We start from the raw sequence: 19942 nt of genomic DNA on the forward strand, positions 1-19942 counted from the left end.
GTGACGGGGAGAAGGGAATTGGTCGCAACGCCGCCGCCCTTTCTGCGACGTAGGCGATTAGCGAAAGCAACGATGACAGCGTCTTTCTCCCCGTCACTATACGGGGAGAAATGTCCGGCAGGACAATGAGGGGCGGCGCCGACGCCGAAAGGAAACGATCGAGCTAACGTGACCGCCCTAAATCCTGTCCGCCCACACCCTCACCGTCTCCGCCAGCGTCTTCAGATGATCGGCGGTCGAGAAGCCCGAAACACTCTTGCGCGGCTTAAGATCATGGTCGCCATCCTCGAGCCAGACCACCTCGATGCTGTCCGACAGCCCGTACCCCGCCACCTCGTCGGGCGTACCGAACTCGTCGCGCGTGCCCTGAAAAATCAGCGTCGGCGTCTTCAGCCCTATCAGATGCTTCGTGCGCAGCTGGTCAGGTTTGCCGGGCGGATGGAAGGGATAGCCGAGGCACAGCAGGCCCGAAATCTCACCCTTGGCAAACATCTCGTCCGCAACCATCGAGGCGACGCGCCCGCCCATCGACTTGCCGCCGATGATGAGTTTCCCGGTCACGCCCCTGGCCCTGAGATCGGCGATCGCCTTGATATATTCCGGGTTCACCGTCTCGGCGCGCGGCGGCGGCTTGCGGTGGCCATAGCGGCGGGCCGCCATATAGTGGAATTCGAAGCGCGCGACCTGGAAGCCGGCGGCGGCCAGCGCCTTGGCGGTGGCGGTCATCGAGGGCGAATCCATCGAAGCGCCGGCGCCATGCGCGAGCAGGATGGTGACGGGAGCGGTGTCGAAGCCGTCGAAGAGGAAGCTAGTGGGCATCAGTTTGCGGGCTCCCGAGAGAAAGATAGGAGAGTTCGGCCCCACCCCTTCTCCAATGCTCCGGTTGAAAGACGATGGAAGCGAAAGCAATCGAGAAAATTGCTGCTACGAAAATGAGGATCGGTCGACCTAATAGAATCCTCTCCTTGTTGGACATCAGATCCTCATCAGAGCTCTCTCCACGATAATATCTGCTCAAACTGATGTTGTTGTCCTGCGAAAAATCCCAATGATTTCTCCAGTAGAAGCACAGATCGCGAATCTGCTGCACCATCAAAAAAAGAAAAGATGCGGTAGATACCGCGAGTAACAAACATAAGAAGGGAAATTCCCCGCCTTTCCAGTCAGTCACCAGATCCTCCGCCTGCAGAACCCATACAGCCCTTCCGCCTCCTATCCGATTTGATCAGGATAGGGAGTGGAGCAAAAGAGGGTCGCTCAGGAAACGGACTTCCGTGTCAGCTGCATATCCACGAACTGCACGCCCTTGGCCGCCACGTCAGCCCATTCGCTATCCGCGTCGAGTTCCAGATACCGCACCCACAGCCGCCGCGCTTCCGGCAGATTGCCGGCGTCGAATTCCAGCCGCGCCAGGTTGAACACCGGATCGGCGTAGCTCTTGTCGAGCGCGATCGCCTTCTGCAGGTGCCGTCGCGCCGAGGCGTCGCGGCCCTGCTCGCTCATCAGACCGGCGAGATTGAACCAGGCTTCGACAAAGGCCGGGTCGAGTTTTATCGCCCTGATATAATCACGCGCGGCATCCGCCGCGTGGCCGCCGGTGCGCAGGCAGTTGGCGCGGTTGAAGGCGGCAATCGCATCGCTCGGGTCGATGGCGAGGCAGCGCTGGTAAAGTGCCGCAGCACCTTCATGATCGCCCTGCTCTTCCGCCGCTTCCGCCTCGGCGAACAGCTCTTCCAGCGTGTCGTCGCCTTGTGCCGCGGCACCCAGATCGAACAGCAACTGCCCGTCGAGCTCGCTCTGGCCGCCTTCGAGATAGATCGCGTTGGGGCGGCCGTGCTGCGAGCCGACATTGAGCGACTTGGCGGTGAGCGAGGCAACCGGGCCGGAGCGATGCACGGAGCGCGCGATCGCGCCCCAGGTCGCGCCGCCGGCCACCAGCCCGGCATATTTGCGCGCCAGGATCAGGTCGCGGAAGGAATAGGGTTCGCAGTCATGCTCGAACGCATCGAACAGCGACAGCAGGTCGAGGTCGGCGCCCGGCAGCCGCGATTGCTCGATCAGCGATTGCCGCGACAGGGACGATGCCTCCGGCGCTTTCATCAGGCCGAGCAGGCGCAAAAAACCGTTCTCGCTGATCAGCACGCGCCCCGCCGCGCGTTCGGCGGCGACACGGCGCTCGATCCCGGCATCGCCGTTTTTCGTCGGTCCTGCCTTGGCCAGCAACGTCCGGCCGAACACGACATGTGTCGTGCGCCTTGTGATGCCGCGCCTCAGCTGGCCGTGCTGGCGCTCGACCTCGCGTGCGGCGAGCCGCAAGGGAAACGCCGCCAGCGCACCGATGGTACCGAAAACGGCCCCTGCGACCGAGACCGCCGGTGCCGTCATTTCTTGCTCTTGCCGACCGCCTTGAGCAGACTGGCCTTCAACGGATTCTCAGGGGCGCCGCCCGCTGCCGCCTTCTTGGCGGCGGGCTTTGCCGCCACCTCGTCGGCCTTGGTCTTCGACTTGGCCGGCGGCTTCGACTGCGACAGGCTCGCCTTCAGCGCATCCATCAGGTTGATGACATTGCCGCGCTCGGGTGCCGCCGCGATGATCGGCTTGTGGCCCTTCAGCTTCTCGCGGATCATCGCCATCAGCGCGATCTCGTAGCGGTCCTCGTAGTTCTTCGGGTCGAAGGTGGTTTCCTTCTGCTTGATCAGCGCTTCCGCCAATTCGAGCATTTCCGGGTCGGGCTTGCCGGCCGGGATGTTGCCGAAATATTCAGCCGTGCCACGCACTTCGTTCGGGTTCCTCAAAGTGCACACGAACATGCCGTTCTCGCGCGCGCCGATCGTCACCACCCGCTCGCGGCTGGACAGGACCAGCCGGGCGATCGCCAGCTTGCCGGATTTGCGCATGGCTTCGCGCAGCACGGCAAAGGTTTCCTCGGCCATCGCCCCGTCCGGCGCCAGGTAATAGGGCGCGTCCTGGTAGATGACATCCACCTCGCCCTCGTCGACGAAGGCCTCGATGTTCATCGTGTGGTTGGATTCGATACGCACCGCGTCGAGGTCGGCATCATCGATGATGATGTACTGCTTGTCCTCGTACTCGTAACCCTTGACCAGATCCGAGCGCTCGACAAGCCCGAGTTCGGGATCGACCGGCTTCATGTTGATGCGGTTGTGGGTCTTCTTGTGCAGCTGATTGAACGAGATGCGTTCGCTGGTGGTCGTTGCGGGGTATAGCCGCACCGGACAGCTGACGAGGCTGAGCTTGAGATAACCCTTCCAACTTGCCCTGGGCGCCATGATAAACTCCTACGCGGCCATGCACCGATACTGCTCAGCGCTTTTCGTCCGAAGGACGAACGAGGCTGCGCAAATCCTACACCAGCGCCGAAAGATACAGGCAAATCCCTGACGAAATCTTCCGGTACGCCTTTGAGGTCGTTGGGGAGAGAATAATTCAAATTGTCGGAAGCGTCGATGGCGAGCGAGCCACCGGTGATTGGCCGAATGCCTCGAAGCTTTGTCATCCTAGGGCGAAGCAAGGAGCGAAGCGACGCGCGCAGACCCTAGGATGACGAAAGAAGGGTAGGCAAATCCCGCGCAAACTCCTCGATATCCGCCCACGGATCGCCCGACGTCTCCAGCAGCCCCGGCAGCGACGAATAATTCAGGTCCTGCGGCGCATCGATCGCCTCCAGATCGCTCCAGCTTACCGGTGTCGAGGCGGGCAAGTTGGTCCGCGCCCGCAGCGAATAAGGCGCCGCCGAGGTGTGGCCGCGGGCGTTGCGGTGAAAGTCGATGAAGATGCGCTTCTTGCGGTTTTCCTTGCCCATGGTGGTGGTGAAGGTGTCGGGCGCGGTCGCCGCCAGATGGGTGGAGATAGCGCTGGTCGCCTGGTGCAGCTTCTTCCAGTTCTGCTTCTTCGTCACCGGCACGGTGATGTGGATGCCGTTGCCGCCGGACGTCTTGGCGAACGGCACCAGCCCCAGCCCTTCCAGTTCGCCCTTGATGTGGACGGCGGCTTCCACCACCTCGCGCCAGGAAATCCCCTCGCCCGGATCGAGGTCGAAGACGATCTGGTCGGGCTTGTCGAGGCTCAAGCGGTGCGTGCCCCAGGTGTGGAACTCGACGACGCCGAACTGCGCCAGCGCCAGATAGCCTTTTGCCCCTTCGACCGAGAGGTAGGATTTGGTCTCGCCCTCGGAATTGGTCGCCTGGAACGTCACCACGGAGGGCGGCATGCCGGTGAAGGCGTGGCGCTGGAAGAAACAATCCTTGGGCAGGCCGGTCGGGCAGCGCACCAGCGACACCGGGCGGCCGAGGATGTGCGGCAGCATGAAGTCGCCGACCAGCGCGTAGTAGACGGCGATGTCGAGCTTGGTCGGCCCGGTCTTGCCGAACAGCCGCCGCTCAGGATTGGTCACCCAGATGGTGGCGAGATCGGCCTCCGAGATCAGCCGCTTGCGCTTGGCCGAGACCGGCGTCGACAGGCCGACATCCCGCAGACCGCGAAACACGCCATGGCGCAACGAATTGTCCGCCGTGCGGTTGGCATAGTGGATGCGCGCCGAAAACAGCGGCTTCACCCAGCGCATCTCGCGCATGATCTCGCGCGGCACGCCTTCAGGCGCCGTGGCGCCCGCCGTCAGCGGCTCCAGCCGGGCGAGCAGGTCGGCCGCCGTCCCGGCGTCGAAGCCGGTGCCGACCTTGCCGCGATAGTGCAGCTCGCCGTCCTGCCACTCGGCCATGCCGAGTGCAGCCAGCCCTTCCGCCGCGTCCGAAACCGTGTAACCCGCTATGACGAAATCGTCCTTCTGCAGCGCCTTGCACTTGGTCCAGCTCTTGGTGCGGCCGCTCTGGTAGATCGCGCTGGCGCGCTTGGAGACGATGCCTTCGAGGCCGAGCTCCGTCGCCTGGTCGTACAGCCCCTGCCCTGAGCCCTCGACATGGTCGGAGAACTGGATGGCGGAATTCGCCCCGAGCCCGCCAAGCAGTTCGGCCAGCAGCGCCTTGCGCCGGATGAGCGGCGTCTTCATCAGGTCCCAGCCGTCGAGATGCAGGAGGTCGAAGGCATAGAAATGCAGCTTGCTGCCGGCGCCCTCCGCCAGCGCATCCTGCAGCAGCGCGAAGCGGCTGATGCCCTTGGCGTCGAGCACGACGATCTCGCCGTCGATGATCGCCTCGCGGCACGGCAGTTTGGCGAAGGCGTGCGGCAGGTCGCCATAGCGCTTCGTCCAGTCGATGCCGCCGCGGGTGATCAGCCGCACCTGCCCGTCGGACCGATGCGCCATGGTGCGGTAGCCGTCGAATTTGATCTCGTGCAGCCAGAGCTCATTGGTATTCTCCGCAGGGCTCTCGCCGCCCGGCGGCTTCAGTGCCTGCGTCGCCAGCTGCGGCTCGATACGGCTGAGCGCCGGCGCCTTCACCGCGCCCGGCAGCGTGCCGGGTTTCAGCGAGCCCGGCTTCGGCGCGGACTTCCCCGCCGGCTTCGCGGCGGCCGCCAGTTCCTCGATGCGCAGGCCGGATTTCACGCTTTCCGGCCGTGCTTCCAGGATGTTCAGCGCCTTGTCGGCGGCGAGGTCGCGCTCCTTGAACAGCAGCCAGTTCTTCTTGTTCTCCTCCTCGCCGGGCTTGGGCTTCAGCCGCGTCAGCATCCAGCCGCCATTGAGCTTTTCGCCGGCGAGGCGAAACTTGAAAGCGCCGGTGCGCAGGCTTTTGTCGACATCGTCCATAGGCGCCCAGGTGCCGGTGTCCCAGACGATCATCGGCCCGCCGCCATACTCGCCCTCGGGAATGACGCCCTCGAAATCGATATATTCGAGCGGATGGTCTTCGGTCTCGACCGCCAGCCGCTTGTCGGCCGGATTGAGCGAAGGGCCGCGCGGCACCGCCCAGCTCTTCAGCACGTCGCCGACCTGCAGGCGCAGATCGTAATGATCCGCCGTGGCGTGGTGCTTGTGGACGACGAAGCGGTTGCCGTCGCCGCTGACCGGCCCGCCGGCCGGTTCCGGCGTCTTGGAGAATTCGCGCTTGGCGCGATAGGTTTTGAGCTTGACGGGAGCAGGCATGGGTCAGCGCCCGAAGCGCTTGGCAAGCAGGAGCAACCGCCGCGTTCCGGAACGGATGGAAGTCACGCTCTCAATCGTCGGCAGCCGGCGTCAGCTCGAGCTCGGCCGGCGACAGGCCCTGCTGCAGCTGGCTCAGCCGGAACTCATCCACCCAGTAGGCCTCGCCGTCGACCAGCACGCGTGCGCGGTAGGCGCCGTCCGAAAAGCTCTGCGCGGTGATGTAGACCTTGTGGGCGTCGAGCGCCTTGCGCACCGCGGCGCGCTTGGCATTCTGGCCGGTGACGGGACTGAACATGACGCTGCCCTCGGTCGCCCTGACACATCAGGCGACTGGGCTCAAGGATGACGGAGACAAGCAGTCCTGTCAATTTCGGCGCGAGCACGGCGCATGGCCGGCAAAACTTGCAGGCAGTCCAGACCGGAGCTGTTTTCAGCTTGCCGGCCTGGAACCACCCACCGCCTTGTGTCCTTCCCAAGACAGTGGCCCAGGTAAAAGCATCGACGCCGATCCGCTTTGACATGGATCAAGTGCGCCGTCATGCAGGCACTGGCCTGCGGCCAGTATGGCGATGCGCGGAATGTTTTCTGGCGCCGGGCCATGCCGTTGGTCTTGCCAAAATCCCGCCCCCCTGTCGAAATCCGCTCCGGGTGAACGACATTGGTACGGCGCCGACGAGGCGCGATCACATCAAGCTGGGAGCACCATCATGGCCAAGATGCTTGTCATCTACAAAACCCCCGCCGATCCGGCGGCCTTCGAGCGCCATTACCACGACATTCACATTCCGCTGGCCAAGCAATTGCCCGGACTGCTGCGCTACGAGATCAGCCGGCAGCCGATCATGAACGTCCTGCCGGGCGAGACGCCCTTCAGGGTCGCGACGCTTTATTTCAACAGTCTGGAGGACATTCGCACGGCCTTTGCCAGCGAGATCGGACGGGCCTGCGCGGCGGACCGGCGCAAGCTCGCCCGGGACGACGATCTGGTGACGATGCTGCTCTTCGACACCGAGACACTGTGAGCCGTCATGTCGCCGCGCGGCCACAAACTCCCGCTCCCGAAGCCGCTTCGGGAGCCGTTCTTCAATTCTTCAATTCATCGATTCTTCAGTTCTTCAATCGTCTAAGCCGCCGCATCACGCCCTGCACGGCCTTGTACAGCCCGGGCTTGGAGCGCACGAAAAGCTCGGTCTTGCCGCGCAGCTTGATGTAGGCGGTCGAGCCCCTGCCCTTCAGCGTTACCGCCTCGCACAGCTCGGCCAGCACCGCGCCCGAAGCACCGATATGCTGCTTGTAGCCCTGGCTGCCGACCGACAGGTCGAAACAGTCGAGCCCTTGCCCGCGTGCCCACATCATCAGCTTGCCGATCGTCGTCAGGCCCGGCGACACGTTGGGCACCGCTTCCTGGTCAATGCCGAGCAGCAGCGCGTGCAAGGTGCCCTTCATGATCACCACGTAGATGACGGCGAGATAGGCTTCACCGGCACGCAGCCCGAACAGCCGCACCGATCCGTCGGACAGGCCCCGCAGTGCCGCGTCGCGGTAGAACTCGACGACCGGCGCCTGCGTCAGGAGGTCGAAGCGCCCGAGCTCGCGGAAGCGGTTGAGCCTGAGTTCCAGCAGCGTCGCGAAATGCGCGTCCACCATCTCAGCTGTCGCGGCTTCGACCAGATCGAGCTTGCCCAGCTGTTCGAAGCGGCGGCAGTGCTTGTGGAAATTCTTGGCGAAGGAGGATTTGCAGATGCGCTTGATCAGCGTCTCCGGATCGCCATGCAGGGCCAGGCTCGAAGCGATCTGGATGGAATCGCGCGCTCCCGAAAGCAGCGCAAGCGGATTGGCGACGCCGTGAATCTGCTGCGGAATCCCCGCGAAATGGAAGCGGTCCGTCGGCGGCAGCACGGCGCGCACAGCCGCCCAGGCTGCGTCGGCGCTCTGCCGGGTCCAGGGCCTCGCATCGGCCAGCAGCGGCGCCGAATAGTCGCACACGCCGCAGCTCAGCCATTCGATCACATAGTGGCCAAGCGCCCGGCGCCGCATCAGCGGCAGCAGCATGGCCGGTGCGCCCGTATCGGCGTCGCTGACCTCGACGATAAGCAGATCCGAGCCTTCGGGCATCAGCCGTCTAGCGATCCCTTCCACCCAGGCAAGGCGCTGGTGGCCGGTACACAGGCCGTGCGCCTCAATGAGCAGCCATAGCAGCCTTACGGTATCGAAACTGGTGTGCAGCCGGGCCGCAAACCGCGCGGTTGCGGCAGCACTGGCAACAGGTGGGGACAACGGCCCGTCGGGCACATCCGGTGTCGGAGCCGTTCGCGTCGCATGCCTTGCCACATACTTCTCCTGCTAATCCCGCCCGCCATCAGGATCCCCCACGCAAACGCCGCAACCCCCGCATCAGCCCCTGGACCGCCTTGAGCAGCCCCGGCTTGGAGCGCACGAACGCCTCGGCCCGGTTGCGCAGCTCGATGGCCGTGATTGCGGCACGGCCCCGTACCGTCAACCCCTGGCGAAGCTCGGCCAGCACCGAGGCCTTGGCGCCCATATGCTCCTTGTAGCTCTGGTTTCCGACCGACAGGTCGAAATAGTCGAACCGCCGCTCGCGCGCCCAGCCTATCAGCCTGCCCATGATCAAGAGGCCTGGTGAGACGTTGGGCACGACGCTCTGGTCCATAGCTATCAGGAGAGCATGAACAGTCCCTTGATGGACGACCAGATATTGGACCGCGATCAAAGCCTCGCCAACGCGCAGCCCGAAGAGCCGCACCGATCCGTCCGACAGGCCCTGCAGGGCGGCGTTGCGGTAGAAATCGACAACCGCCTCCTGCGTCAGCAGGTCGAAGCGGCCAAGCTCGCGAAAACGGCTGAGCCGCATGCGGATCAGTTCGCCGAAGATCTGCTCCACTTCGGCTGGCGTAGCGGCCTCGACCAGTTCCACGCCGCCGAGCCGTTCGAGGCGGCGCCAATCCTTGCCGAATTCCTTGACGAAGGATGGCCGGCAAAGGCGTTTAAGGATAGTTTCCGGGTCACCGTCGATGGCCAGGCCGAAGGTGGTCTGGATGGAATCGCGCGTGGCCGGGAGCAAGGCCAGCGGATTGGCGACACCGTTGATCCGCCTCGGAATTCCCAGGATGTTGACGCGATCCGCCGGCGGCAACACGGAACGCACCGCCGCCCACGCGGCATGCGCGGATTGTGCGGTCCACGCGCTCGCATCAGCCAGCAGCGGCGCCGAATAGTCGCAGACGCCGCAGCTCAGCCATTCGATCACCCGATGGCGGAAGGCTGGCCGCAGCATCAGCGGCACCAGCATCAGGGGCGCGCCCGTCACCGCGTTGTTCACTTCGACGATGAGCGGCTCGGCGCCTGCCGGCATCAACCGCGCCACGATCCCCTCCACCCATGCAAAATGCTGGTGGGCGGTGCAGACACCGTCCATCTGGAAGCGCAGCCAGAGCGGCCTGACCGCTTCAAGGCTTGTGTGCAATCGCGCCGTGTACGCATCGTTCGCTGGGACCGCCACCACGCGGGAGGCTTCCCCACCCGGCAAGCCGTCATCCGCCGTGGCAATTCGTACCGCCTGGCCAGTCACATCCATCTCCTATCGCCTTACCGCGGCGAACGTGACCGCCCGCCGCCAGGAGCCCAGGCGGCTGTTACGCTGCTGGTCCGGATGCTCGATGTTCCACATGCGGTGATGCACGAAATACCATGATGCCGCGAGCACGAAGGTTTCCGAGACCGCGGAGCCCAGCAGCGCCCATGGCGGCGAGGCCACGGCCAGCAGGACGGCGATCAGCGCCAGCCCGACGATCGCCCCGCCCATGGTGATGAAGGCGACGATGCGGAAATCACCGAAGATCTCCAGGACGATGCGGGGCATGATGTAGAGCATGATCGGGATGAAATTCACTGTCACCAGAAGCCCGATGAACCCGACCGAGGCATCCTGCAGGGCCTGGGATTTGATCATCGGCAGGACGAGCAGGATGGCGCAGCCATAGGCCAGGCCGCCGAGCCCCATCACGACCGACCAGATCTTCGCCTGCGACCAGACGCGGCGCGTTTCGCCCAGCCGCATCAGCTTGGCGAGCTCCGGCTGCGTCATGTTGACGAAGGCAAGGCTGATGATGCGCAGCGGCGCGAACAGCACGATCACCGCCGCCAGCGGCGCGTAGGCCGCGGGCCCGGCAATGCCGGCGACCAGCAGCGCCAGGCACTGGCCCTGGATGTTGGTGGTGGTCGCGCTGAAGGCCGACCAGCACAGCTGGCGCCAGAGTCTGGTGTAGCGCCGCCGCGTCGGCATGCGGAAGCTGATGCGAAGCGTGCGGCGCGCCAGCCGGACCAGGACGAGGATGCCGATCACATTGGCCGCCGCAAGGGCATAGAAGACGGTCTGCAGCGCGGCCCCGGCGAACCAGATCGCCAGCCCGGCGAACACGGTGCCGGCGATTGTGAAAGCCGCGTCGCTGACGGACACGATCACCTGCTGGCGGCGGGCGAAGAATGCCGTGCGCATATGGCTGCGCAGCGACCATGCGCCGACGAAGCAGCCGGCCGCAATGCCGCTCGGGTCGCCCAGGAGATGCATCAGAACGGCCGTGCCGACGGCCATCACCAATGCCACCACCAGCGCCGCCGTGCCAAAGGCCACGTCATGGGCGTCGACGCCGGCGCTGTTGGTGCTCTTGCCCATCCATATCGAGGCCGGAACCGCGGTGAGCGACCTGATGTAGGACAGGCCGACGCCGCCCATCACCATGGCGATGGCGAAAAGGCCGTAGCCTTGCGCCGACAGCATGTGCAGCAGCGCGATGTTGAGGGCAAAGTGAAAGCCGCTCTGCATCGCCTCGCCGCCGATCATCAGCACGAGACGCCGCACCAGATGGAGGGGGAACTTCACGGCCGTGTCTCCGCCTGGCGGGTGCTCGCCGTCCGGCCCGGCCTTGCGATGGCCGTCTTCAGCTTGTCGGCGGCGATCGCCGCGATCGCGGCGGCGGCGACCGGTTCGCTGAACATCGTCTCGTAGCGCTTGCGCCCGGCGGCGACGAAACCGCGCCAGGCCTCGGGGGCGAGCATGATCTCCTGCAATTTCGCGGCCAGCGCCGCTGCATCGCCCGGCGGAACATGCCAGCCGGTCTCGCCGTCGGCCACCACTTCGACCAGCCCGCCGATCGCCGACACCAGCGGCGGCCGGCCATAGGCCATCGCCTCGATGGCGACGCGGCCGAGCGATTCCGGACGCCGCGACGGCACGGTGACGATGTCGGCCCAGCGGTAATGCTCCGAAGGATCCGGGATGAAGGGCAAGGCGCTGACCTGTCCGGCCAGCCCCATGGCCTCGACCAGTTCGGCCAGGGCGCGCTCGCGCTCTACGCTTTCGAAGGCGCCGCCGACCAGCCGCACCTCGACCCTCGACTTGAGTTCGGCCGGCAGCGAGGCGATCGCTTCGAGGAGCACTTCCTGGCCCTTGATCCGGTTGATGCGGCCAAGCAGCAGCACCCGCAGCGGGCGCTTGCCGTCATAGGTCATCGCTTCCGCCGCCGCCGGACCGGCAACGCCGTTGTAGACGACGTAGGAGCGCGCGGATCTGGGCTCGCCGAACGTGTCGCGCGTCGCTTTCGAGTTGAAGATGAGATCGGCGTGGCTCCAGTGCATCAGGCCGACGAGGATGCGGCGCAGCACGCCTTCGGGAATTTCATGGATGTGCAGCAGCGCCTTGGCAGGCAGCAGGCGCGAGGCCAGCGCATAGTCGGCGACGATCGATGTGTTGACATAGACGAGGTCGCAATCTCGCAGGCGCCGCCATGCCCGCCACAGCGCCACCGGCAGCCGCGCCATCTCGATAGTCGCCAGCCGCAGCATCGCCTGGCGCCTGAGCACCCAGAGCGGCTCGAAGACGATGCGGCTGGCATGAGGCTCGAGGATTTCGACGATCGGTCCGCTGCGCGGCAAGACCACTTCGATGTCGGCTAATGGAAACGCGGCGCGCAGCGCCGCCACGCTCTCCGCGAAACTGCGGTCGGAACCGTAGAGTTCGTAGCCCTGATGGATGCAAGCAATCCGCATCTTCACATGCATCTTTCTGTCAGGGTGGTGAGACGATTCCGCCGCCTGACGCTATCGGCGGCCGGAAACTTCAAGCCAACACCCTTTTGGACTTCCCTCGTTGTCAGTGTGGTCATGAAACGGATGTTGAACCCGGATCACCACACCAATGCTGCACGCCCTCCGCCGATTCTGGCGCACAGAAGTCCATTTGCAAGGATCATGCCTAGCTAATATATCCATTTGCGGGTCAGCTAGCCCCGGCATCGCCTCGTTTCGATACACATACGTTGGGAAGGTTGACCGATAATGAAACAACCACGGCGGTTGGAACAAATATTTTACAACCCCGGTGCGACAATGGCCGGAATCGCGCCTGGCAGCGATATTGCAGGGTCGCGGTTTTAAGATGAGACAGCCTTCCTCAGCGGACCGAGCGGACTTGAAAGCGCCAGCAGCCATGAAATCGGAACAGCCTGCCATCCTGATCCTGGGAACGCGCGGCATCCCAGCCGCCCATGGCGGCTTCGAGACCTTCGCCGAGAAACTGGCGCTTTTTCTGGTCGTGCGCGGCTGGAAGGTCGGCGTCTACTGCCAGGAAGAGGTTGAGCGGGTCGACCAGAGGGTGCGCCTCGACAGCTGGCGCGGCATCGACCTCATCCACGTCCAGGTCGCCTCGAAAGGCCCGCGCGCCACGCTGGAATTCGATTGGCAATGCGTGCTTGACGCCGCACGCCGGCCCGGCGTCTGCCTGGTGCTCGGCTATAATGGCGCGGTCTTCCTGACCTGGCTCAGGCTGATGCGGCGCAAGGTCATCACCAACATGGACGGCATCGAGTGGCGCCGCCCCAAATGGGGGCGTGCCGCGCGCACCTGGTTCTGGCTCAACGAGTGGATCGGCGCCTGGGCCTCGCACCGCCTCGTCGCCGACCATCCCGTCATTGCCGATCACCTGGCGACACGCCGGCCGCGCAGCGCCATCGCCACCATCACCTATGGCGCCGACCCGGTGACTGCGGCGCCCGAGGCGCCGGTGCGCGCGCTCGGCCTCGAGCCTGGAAAATACCTGATCTCGATCGCGCGCATCGAGCCCGACAACAACATCCTGCCCATCGTCGAAGCCTTCTGCAGCCAGAAGCGCGGCGACATGAAGCTTGTGGTGCTGGGCACGCTGTCCGATGAGATCCCCTACCATGTCGCGGTGCGCAAGGCGGCGAACGGCTCGGTGGTTTTGCCCGGCGCCATCTACGACCAGGCGGCGGTGAAGGCGCTGCGCTATCATGCGCGCGCGTACATGCATGGCCACACGGTGGGCGGCACCAACCCGTCGCTGGTCGAGGCGCTGGCCGCCGGCAACATGGTGATCGCGCACGACAATCCCTACAACAGGTGGGTCGCGGGTGCGGCCGCCATCCATTTCACCGATACGCAGAGCTGCGCCGAGCGGATGCAGCAGGCGATGGAGGACGATGCGCTGGTCAAGGCCTGCGGCGAGGCCGCCAGAGCGCGCGCCCGCGAGGCCTTCCGCTGGGACGATGTGCTGCTGGCCTACGAGAATGAAGCCTACCGGCTTCTCGGCGTCACATCGGCAAGAACGGCCGTGATCGACCGTCCCTCGCCCGGCGCGGTATGACGGGCTGGTCGCGCCGGCGGCTTCTCGCCACCGCGCTGTCGACGGCGCTGGTGCCCGCCGCGCTGGCGCCGCTTTCCGCTCCATCACAAGCCGCCACCGGCGCATGGCGCTTCCGGCGCGGCGTCAACGCATGGCCCTGGTTTGCGCTGACACGCGAATTTCCCGCACCGCGCACCGACTATAACTGGCCGCCCTTCCAGTCGCAGCGCCCGGTGCCGACCCCAGACGACCTAGGTCGGCTCCGTGCCACCGGCCTTGATTTCATCCGCCTGCCCGTCGATCCCGGCCCGTTCCTGGCGGGAGACGCCGCCACGCGCGGCAAGCTGCTGGACATGCTGGACGCCGCCGTCAGCGCCACGCTCGCCGCCGGCCTCGGCATCATCGTCAACGCCCAGGCCAATGGCGCCACCCATTACTGGAATCCCGACCGCATGGTCTCCAGCACCGCCGCGCCCGAATTCGCGGCCTATCGCGGGCTGGTGGGCGAGCTGGCCGGCAGGCTGGCGCGGTTCACCCCGGGCATGGTGGCGCTGGAGCCGGTCAACGAGCCGGCTCAATCCTGCGATTCCAACGTCTGGTCGCAGGTCCAGGCATCCCTGCTGACGGCGGCCAGGGTGTCATCCCAAACCTTGCCGCTGGTCGTCACCGGCGGCTGCGGCTCGATGGTCAGCGGGCTCGCGGCACTCGATCCGGCGCCGCTGGCGGCCTTCGAGCCGATCCTGTTCACCTTCCACTTCTACGAGCCCTATCTGTTCAGCCACCAGGGCGCGCCCTGGATGCGCGAACCGGTCTATCGCGCGCTGAACAATGTGCCCTGGCCGGCCTCGGCCGGTTCGCTCGACGCGACTCTGGCCTCCGTCAGGGCGCGCATGGCTGGGGATACCGAAACCTCCGAAGCGGACAAACAGGCCGCCTATGCGGAGACCGAGCGCGTGCTGAAGGTCTATTTCGACGCCCGGCCGGACCGTTGGTTCATCGACAAATATCTGAGCCAGGCGCGCGCCTGGGCCGACAGAAACGGCATCGCCCCGGAGCGCGTCATCATGGGCGAATTCGGCGCGCTGCGCACCGACGCCCGCTACACCGCCGCCCCCAACGCCGACCGCGCCCGCTACATATCCGATGTCCGGCAGAGCGCCGAAGCGGCCGGCTTCCCCTGGGCCTTCTGGGACCTCTTCGACGGCATGGGCATGATGGACGACACCACGCGCGCGCTCGACCCTGCGATGGTCGAGGCGCTGGGGTTGAGGATGGCAGAATAGCGCCGACTGTCGCCCCTCAAAACACCATCTTCACCCCGACATTGGTGTCGATGCTGGCATTGTTGTTCAAGGCCGTGCCGTTGACGGCGCCGTAGAGCGAGACGCTGTCGGTCATCTTCCAGTTGCCGCCGAGACCAAAGCTGACGCCGAAGAGATTGGTGTCGCCTTCCGGCACGGTCGAGGCGATGCCGAGAAGGCTGACGTCGGTGCCCGAGCCCTGGACGCGCTGCAGGGCGACAACGCCGAGCGTGGTGAAGAGGCCCCAGCGCTCATTATCGAATTGAAGCTTGGCCAGCGCCCGCTCCTCCAGGAACCCGGTGTAGTGCGAGGACACCGTCATGTCGGCGCTGGAACCGGTTTCGCCGTATCCCTCGGCGTCGACGCCGAGATAGCGGACGCGCAGTTGCGGCGTCAGGCTGACGCCGGGTTGCAGGGCGACACGATAGCCAAGGGCGAGCTCAGGCGAGACGAAAGTCGAGCCATACTCGCCGATGGCCGTTTCCGTGGCGAGGCCGTTGGTGACCATGCGCTCGGAACGGTTCTTGGCATAGCCGCCAGTAACATTCCCCTCGACAAAGGCCGCACCGGGCGACCAGCTGCCATAGAGCCCTGCATAGTACCATTTGGACTTGAGCGAGGAATCGCCGTCGGTATCGGTGCGGCTGTCCGCAAGGCCGAAGAAGCCGCCGAGGCGCAACGTGTCCGAGAAGCGATGATCGCCGCCGAAGGCAGCGCCGACGAAATTCATCCTGGAGGCTGCACTGGCCGCGTCCTGCGAAGCGACGCTGCGCCCGGCCAGGACGCGCGACCAGACGATGTTGCCGGCGGCGTCGCCGACGGCGCCGTTCGAGAAGCCCGAGAAAGCGTTTTCCTGGCCTGAGCCGGTCAACGCCGCCGAGGTAAATGCCCGGTCGACGGTATTGTCGCCAGAATAGGCGAGTGCGCCACCGGAAGAACTGGCGACGGGCAAGGACGACGATGACAGCGAGAGGGCGTCGCTGGCGAGGCCCGAGAGCGAGCGGGTGATGTCGAGCGCGCCGCGCGCGCCGGCCTGCACCGCGGAACCATCAGCGACGATGATCTGGTTTCCCTTAACGACATAGGCGCTGCCGGCGGTGACGATCGTGTTGTCCGCGGCATCGTAATTGGCGACGTCGAGGATCCAGCTGCCATGGCCGAAGCGGGTGGTGTTGCCGGTGGTGCCGGCATAGTCGATGACACCATCGAACCGCGCGCCCTTGTCCAGGCCAAGGCTGTTGCCGTCCTTGTTCAGCAGGACCGCGGCAGTGCCGCCGGAGATCAGGCCCGTATTGGTCAGAGTGAGGACGCTGTCGGCGTAGATGCCGTATTGCCTGCCGGCGATGGTGCCTGAATTGTCGATCGTCGTCGTTGCGACCTGCGAAGAGACGCCGCTGACCGAGCCGCTGATCGTGCCGCTATTGGTCAACGCCAGAGCAGCGTCGGCCGCCGTGCCTTGCGCAGAGACGCCAGCGCCAATCCTGCCGGCAATTTCTCCCGAATTGTCGATCGTGGTCCTGGCATTCAGCGAAAGGACGCCGTAGTAGCCGAGAATCCAGCCGCTGTTGGTCAACGCCAGGGAGGCGTTGGCGGCGGTGTTCTGCGCGTAGACGCCTTGGCCGTTGTCGCCGTCGATGAAGCCCGAATTGCCGATCGTCGTCGTGGCGACCTGCGAATTGACGCCAAACCGGCCGGTGATCTTGCCGCTGTTGGTCAATGCCAGAAACGCATTGGTGGCCGTGCTGTCGGCATAGATGCCATACCCGGCGAGGTACTTGCCTGCGATCGTCCCGGAATTGTCGATCGTTGTCGTGGTGACCTGCGAATGGACGCCGTAAATGCCGCCGATCGTGCCACTGTTGGTCAGCGCGAGCGATGCATCGGCGAGAGTGCCGAACGCGAAGACGCCAGCGCCGCCCTTGGGCACAACGTCGATGATCCCCGAATTGTCGATCTTTGTCGTGGCTACTCGCGAAGAGACGCCTCCGCGGCCGGTGATGGTGCCGCGGTTGACCAACGCCAGAGACGTGCCGGCGGCCGTATCCTCGGCATAGACGGCAGCGCCGTTCAGCCCGGTGATGGTTCCCGAATTGTCGATCGTCGTCGTGGCGAGCAGCGAATCGACACCGTACTCGCCAGTGATCCTGCCGCCGCTGCGGTTGGTCAACGTCAGAGACGCGTTGGCGGCCGGGCCGTTCGCGTAGACGCCAGCGCCCCCCGTACCGGTGATGCTTCCCGAATTGTCGATCGTCGTCGTGACGACCTGCGAGGAGACGCCGAACGTGGCGTTGATCCGGCCGCTGTTGGTCAACGCCAGGGACGCGTTGGCGTCGGTGCTGTCGGCAACGATGCCCGTGCCATAGACGCCGAAATTGTCGATGTTGCCCGAATTGGTGATCTTCGTGGTGACGCCATGGGCCGCGACACCATCCCAATCGCCCGAATTGCCGACGGACTTGATCCAGCCTGAATTATCGAGGGTCAGATCTCCATCGGTTGAAATGGCCGCCGAAGAGCCAGAAATCGTACCGGAATTGACAATAGTCGCACTGACGGTGCTGAGACTATTGGAGGCCGTATAGACTCCTATGTCGCCGCCGATCGTGCCGGTGTTGGTCAAGCTGAAAGAGCCGACGGAAACGTTTTTTACGTAGACCTCCGCGTGGATGCCATAGCCGCTGTCGCTCCAGATGAGCCCCGAATTGGTGATCACGGTGGTGCCACCCCAAGCCCTGACAGCCGTGCTGTTGGTCGATGGGTCGGTATCCGTGACGATGTCGCCCGAATTGTCGAGGGTCAGGTCGCCGATGGCCCTGAGCGCGAAGTAGCCACCCGAAATCGTGCCGGAATTGGTCGCCTTCACCGTGTAGCCGTCGATGCCGAATGACTGCCCCGCCATGACCCCGGTGTTCGTCAGGTCAAGGTAGTGGTCCCCATCGAGGGCGTAGATGCCTTCGATCCTGCCATCGTTGACGATCGTGGTGAGGCCACTGGGGCCTACATTTATGGCTCCTCTCGATCCAAAGATGGTGGCGCCCAAGCGATTGGTCAGGGTCAGCGTTCCTTGCAACCTGATTGCCGAGAAGGAGCTGCTGATCGAGCCGGCATTGTCGATCGTGGTGGTGTCGGTGCTCGCCGTATCCCCAACGCCGCCTATCATGCCCGTATTGGTGTTGGTCAGGTCGACAACGCCGCTCGTGGTGACGAAGCAGATCGCCGTCGCATTGGTGTAGGCCTGGTTGYCGAGGGACAACTGAGGGCAGCTGGCTCGCGCCACCGCTGGCGCTGCGAGGATTGCGAGGGTCGATGCGGAGGCGAGGAGAAACGGCTTCATCTGCACGGGTCGGGTCTCGTAGGCTGGGTCCAAATTGCCCCACCCTTGCCACGAATCTCCTGCGTAATCTTCTCGTTCCAGGCAACCGCACGCGACTTTTTTTGGGAGCAGTTTTGCGACTAAGTGCCTGGAATCCATGCCGCTACGAAGATCGAATGGGGTAACGGTCCAACCGGCGTGTTGCGCGCTGGCCGGCGTGTATCCGATCTCCCCCCTCGTGGGGGAGATGTCCGGCAGGACAGACGGGGGGCGCCTTAGAGCGCTACCTTCGCACCCCTTGTGCGCCCGGTCTCACCACCGCCCGCGCCGGCCGGTACAGCACCAGCGCGATCACCACGAATTTGGTCATCAGCGTCGTCTTCGACGCCAGGCTTTCGGAGGTGTTGAGCAGGATCAGCCAGCCCAGCATCGTCAGCCAGATGCCGGGATGGCAGCGGCGCGCCACTTCGTGCATGAACAGCGTGAAGCCGACAAACAGCAGCAAGGTGAAGAAGGCGCCTTGATAGAGGATCAGGCGGATGATCGGGTTCTCGATGCCTTGCTCGAGGCCGCTGATGCGGCGCAGGCTTTCGATGAGATCGATATCGGGCCCCATGATCAGGTCGCGCAGTTCGAAATGCTGGAAGAGCTCGAACATCTCGACGCGGGCATTGGCGCTGCCGGAGTCCGACACGAAGCGCTCCAGCAGCGCATCGAAAAAGCCGTAGGACGCCGCGATCGCGATGACCACCGGCACCAGCGCGGCAAGGATGAGGCCGAGTGCCGCGCCAAGCAGGTTGACGCGCCCCGTGCGCAAACCGCGCATCCCCTGGATGAGCAGGTAGCAACCGCCGAGCACGATCGTCAGCACCATCGCCGAGCGGCCGCCGAAGGCAACGAGTGCCGCGAATTGCAGGCCGATCAGTCCGAGCCGCATTGGCATGGACAGCGATCTCGAACCGGAGAGCAGCGCCAGCACATAGACCGAGGTGACCGTGGCATTGGACAGCGGATGCCCCTGAAGCGCAGTCGAGCGCAGGTCGGCCATGAACACTTCGCCGTCGAGGCGATAGGGAAAGATCAGCGTCTTGCTGGCGAACTCGAACAGAGCGAGCAGTGCGTTCACGGTCATGATGGCGTGAACGACGGTCTGCATCCGGGCGAATGTCTTGTCGTCGCCCTCGGCCAGCATCATCACCAGCAGGGCCGGCGCCACGAAAGTGTCGATCATGCCGGCCATGCCGGGGCGTTGGCGCAAGATGACGACGATCAGGAGCACGATCGACATGACCGCCATCAGCGCGCTGGCCGGGCGCCGATCGGCGACGGCAACCATATAGCCGACCGGATTGCCGAAGGTGCAGGCGCGCCAGGCAAACACCAGCACGAGCAGATAGGTCGACGGATGGATCTTGGTCGCCGGATTGCCGGTCAGGCCGTCGTAATTGTAGCCCACCAGCCACAGCATGCCGCCAGAGATGCTGAACAGCAGTGCCACCGTTGCGACCAGGCCGAAGCTGGTCAGCCAGTCGACGGAGCTGCCGGGGCGGGCTGCAACTTGACCCGAACCGGCCCAGCCGGCTGCCGGGTTGGTGACCCGGACGGCAGCCATG

Annotated in this window: 15 protein-coding genes; 3 read left to right on the plus strand and 12 right to left on the minus strand. The window is 64.8% G+C overall.

Annotation, left to right across the window (positions count from 1 at the left end; all coding sequences use genetic code 11):
• Positions 1–177 precede the first annotated feature (177 nt).
• From AC1DPX_RS13045 to AC1DPX_RS13070, 6 genes are all read right to left on the minus strand, one after another.
• Complete coding sequence (locus AC1DPX_RS13045) at positions 178–819, minus strand: alpha/beta hydrolase family protein (RefSeq protein ID WP_477237107.1); 642 nt, start codon at positions 817–819, stop codon at positions 178–180.
• Positions 809–1171, minus strand: coding sequence for a hypothetical protein (locus tag AC1DPX_RS13050; RefSeq protein WP_477237109.1), 363 nt, complete (start codon positions 1169–1171; stop codon positions 809–811). The genes AC1DPX_RS13045 and AC1DPX_RS13050 overlap by 11 nt, the downstream gene beginning before the upstream one ends.
• A gap of 86 nt (positions 1172–1257) precedes the next feature.
• Positions 1258–2385 (minus strand): tetratricopeptide repeat protein, encoded by a 1128-nt coding sequence (locus tag AC1DPX_RS13055; RefSeq protein ID WP_477237111.1) that lies wholly within the window; start codon positions 2383–2385, stop codon positions 1258–1260.
• Positions 2382–3290 carry a non-homologous end joining protein Ku gene (gene ku, locus AC1DPX_RS13060; protein WP_096448322.1) on the minus strand — a complete coding sequence of 303 codons (909 nt, stop codon included), beginning with the start codon at positions 3288–3290 and terminating at the stop codon, positions 2382–2384. Before ku ends, AC1DPX_RS13055 begins: the two co-directional genes overlap by 4 nt.
• A 266-nt stretch (positions 3291–3556) precedes the next feature.
• Positions 3557–6058, minus strand: a complete 2502-nt coding sequence (ligD, locus tag AC1DPX_RS13065) for a DNA ligase D (protein WP_477237113.1) — start codon at positions 6056–6058, stop codon at positions 3557–3559.
• 70 nt (positions 6059–6128) lie between these two features.
• Entirely contained in the window at positions 6129–6353 is a 225-nt protein-coding gene (locus AC1DPX_RS13070; protein WP_202358657.1) for a hypothetical protein, read from the minus strand.
• Between the two features lie 412 nt (positions 6354–6765).
• On the opposite strand from AC1DPX_RS13070, the gene AC1DPX_RS13075 reads away from it, so the two are divergent.
• Positions 6766–7080 carry an EthD family reductase gene (locus AC1DPX_RS13075; protein WP_477237115.1) on the plus strand — a complete coding sequence of 105 codons (315 nt, stop codon included), beginning with the start codon at positions 6766–6768 and terminating at the stop codon, positions 7078–7080.
• Between the two features lie 85 nt (positions 7081–7165).
• Here AC1DPX_RS13075 and AC1DPX_RS13080 read toward each other — a convergent pair whose 3' ends face one another.
• Genes AC1DPX_RS13080 through AC1DPX_RS13095 form a run of 4 tightly spaced genes read right to left on the minus strand, consistent with a single transcriptional unit; the run spans position 7166 to position 12136 of the window.
• Positions 7166–8389: a GNAT family N-acetyltransferase gene (locus tag AC1DPX_RS13080; RefSeq protein WP_477237117.1), complete on the minus strand. Its 1224-nt coding sequence runs from the start codon at positions 8387–8389 to the stop codon at positions 7166–7168.
• A 28-nt stretch (positions 8390–8417) separates the two neighbouring features.
• Complete coding sequence (locus AC1DPX_RS13085; protein ID WP_477237119.1) at positions 8418–9653, minus strand: GNAT family N-acetyltransferase; 1236 nt, start codon at positions 9651–9653, stop codon at positions 8418–8420.
• A gap of 3 nt (positions 9654–9656) precedes the next feature.
• Entirely contained in the window at positions 9657–10958 is a 1302-nt protein-coding gene (locus AC1DPX_RS13090) for an MATE family efflux transporter (protein WP_477237121.1), read from the minus strand.
• Positions 10955–12136 (minus strand): glycosyltransferase family 4 protein, encoded by a 1182-nt coding sequence (locus tag AC1DPX_RS13095; protein ID WP_477237123.1) that lies wholly within the window; start codon positions 12134–12136, stop codon positions 10955–10957. Before AC1DPX_RS13095 ends, AC1DPX_RS13090 begins: the two co-directional genes overlap by 4 nt.
• Positions 12137–12563: 427 nt before the next feature.
• Between AC1DPX_RS13095 and AC1DPX_RS13100 the strand changes: the two genes are divergently transcribed.
• Together AC1DPX_RS13100 and AC1DPX_RS13105 are read left to right on the plus strand one after the other, a co-directional pair.
• Complete coding sequence (locus tag AC1DPX_RS13100) at positions 12564–13736, plus strand: DUF1972 domain-containing protein (protein ID WP_477237125.1); 1173 nt, start codon at positions 12564–12566, stop codon at positions 13734–13736.
• Positions 13733–14998, plus strand: a complete 1266-nt coding sequence (locus tag AC1DPX_RS13105; protein ID WP_477237127.1) for a glycoside hydrolase family 5 protein — start codon at positions 13733–13735, stop codon at positions 14996–14998. Before AC1DPX_RS13100 ends, AC1DPX_RS13105 begins: the two co-directional genes overlap by 4 nt.
• A gap of 16 nt (positions 14999–15014) precedes the next feature.
• Here AC1DPX_RS13105 and AC1DPX_RS13110 read toward each other — a convergent pair whose 3' ends face one another.
• Positions 15015–18269, minus strand: coding sequence for an autotransporter domain-containing protein (locus AC1DPX_RS13110; protein WP_477237129.1), 3255 nt, complete (start codon positions 18267–18269; stop codon positions 15015–15017).
• A 343-nt stretch (positions 18270–18612) separates the two neighbouring features.
• A complete protein-coding gene (locus AC1DPX_RS13115) occupies positions 18613–19941 on the minus strand; it encodes a VpsF family polysaccharide biosynthesis protein (RefSeq protein ID WP_477237131.1) in 1329 nt (442 codons plus the stop codon).
• Position 19942: the final 1 nt, after the last annotated feature.

It is taken from the genome of Mesorhizobium sp. 01N446 (genome assembly GCF_056399285.1).

Coding starts and splice junctions, on each gene's coding strand:
- AC1DPX_RS13105 (WP_477237127.1), top strand. CDS start 13,733: ATGACGGGCTGGTCGCGCCGGCGGCTTCTCGCCACCGCGCTGTCGACG.
- AC1DPX_RS13085 (WP_477237119.1), bottom strand. CDS start 9,653: ATGGATGTGACTGGCCAGGCGGTACGAATTGCCACGGCGGATGACGGC.
- AC1DPX_RS13115 (WP_477237131.1), bottom strand. CDS start 19,941: ATGGCTGCCGTCCGGGTCACCAACCCGGCAGCCGGCTGGGCCGGTTCG.
- ku (WP_096448322.1), bottom strand. CDS start 3,290: ATGGCGCCCAGGGCAAGTTGGAAGGGTTATCTCAAGCTCAGCCTCGTC.
- AC1DPX_RS13095 (WP_477237123.1), bottom strand. CDS start 12,136: ATGCATGTGAAGATGCGGATTGCTTGCATCCATCAGGGCTACGAACTC.
- ligD (WP_477237113.1), bottom strand. CDS start 6,058: ATGCCTGCTCCCGTCAAGCTCAAAACCTATCGCGCCAAGCGCGAATTC.
- AC1DPX_RS13100 (WP_477237125.1), top strand. CDS start 12,564: ATGAAATCGGAACAGCCTGCCATCCTGATCCTGGGAACGCGCGGCATC.
- AC1DPX_RS13075 (WP_477237115.1), top strand. CDS start 6,766: ATGGCCAAGATGCTTGTCATCTACAAAACCCCCGCCGATCCGGCGGCC.
- AC1DPX_RS13045 (WP_477237107.1), bottom strand. CDS start 819: ATGCCCACTAGCTTCCTCTTCGACGGCTTCGACACCGCTCCCGTCACC.
- AC1DPX_RS13055 (WP_477237111.1), bottom strand. CDS start 2,385: ATGACGGCACCGGCGGTCTCGGTCGCAGGGGCCGTTTTCGGTACCATC.
- AC1DPX_RS13070 (WP_202358657.1), bottom strand. CDS start 6,353: ATGTTCAGTCCCGTCACCGGCCAGAATGCCAAGCGCGCCGCGGTGCGC.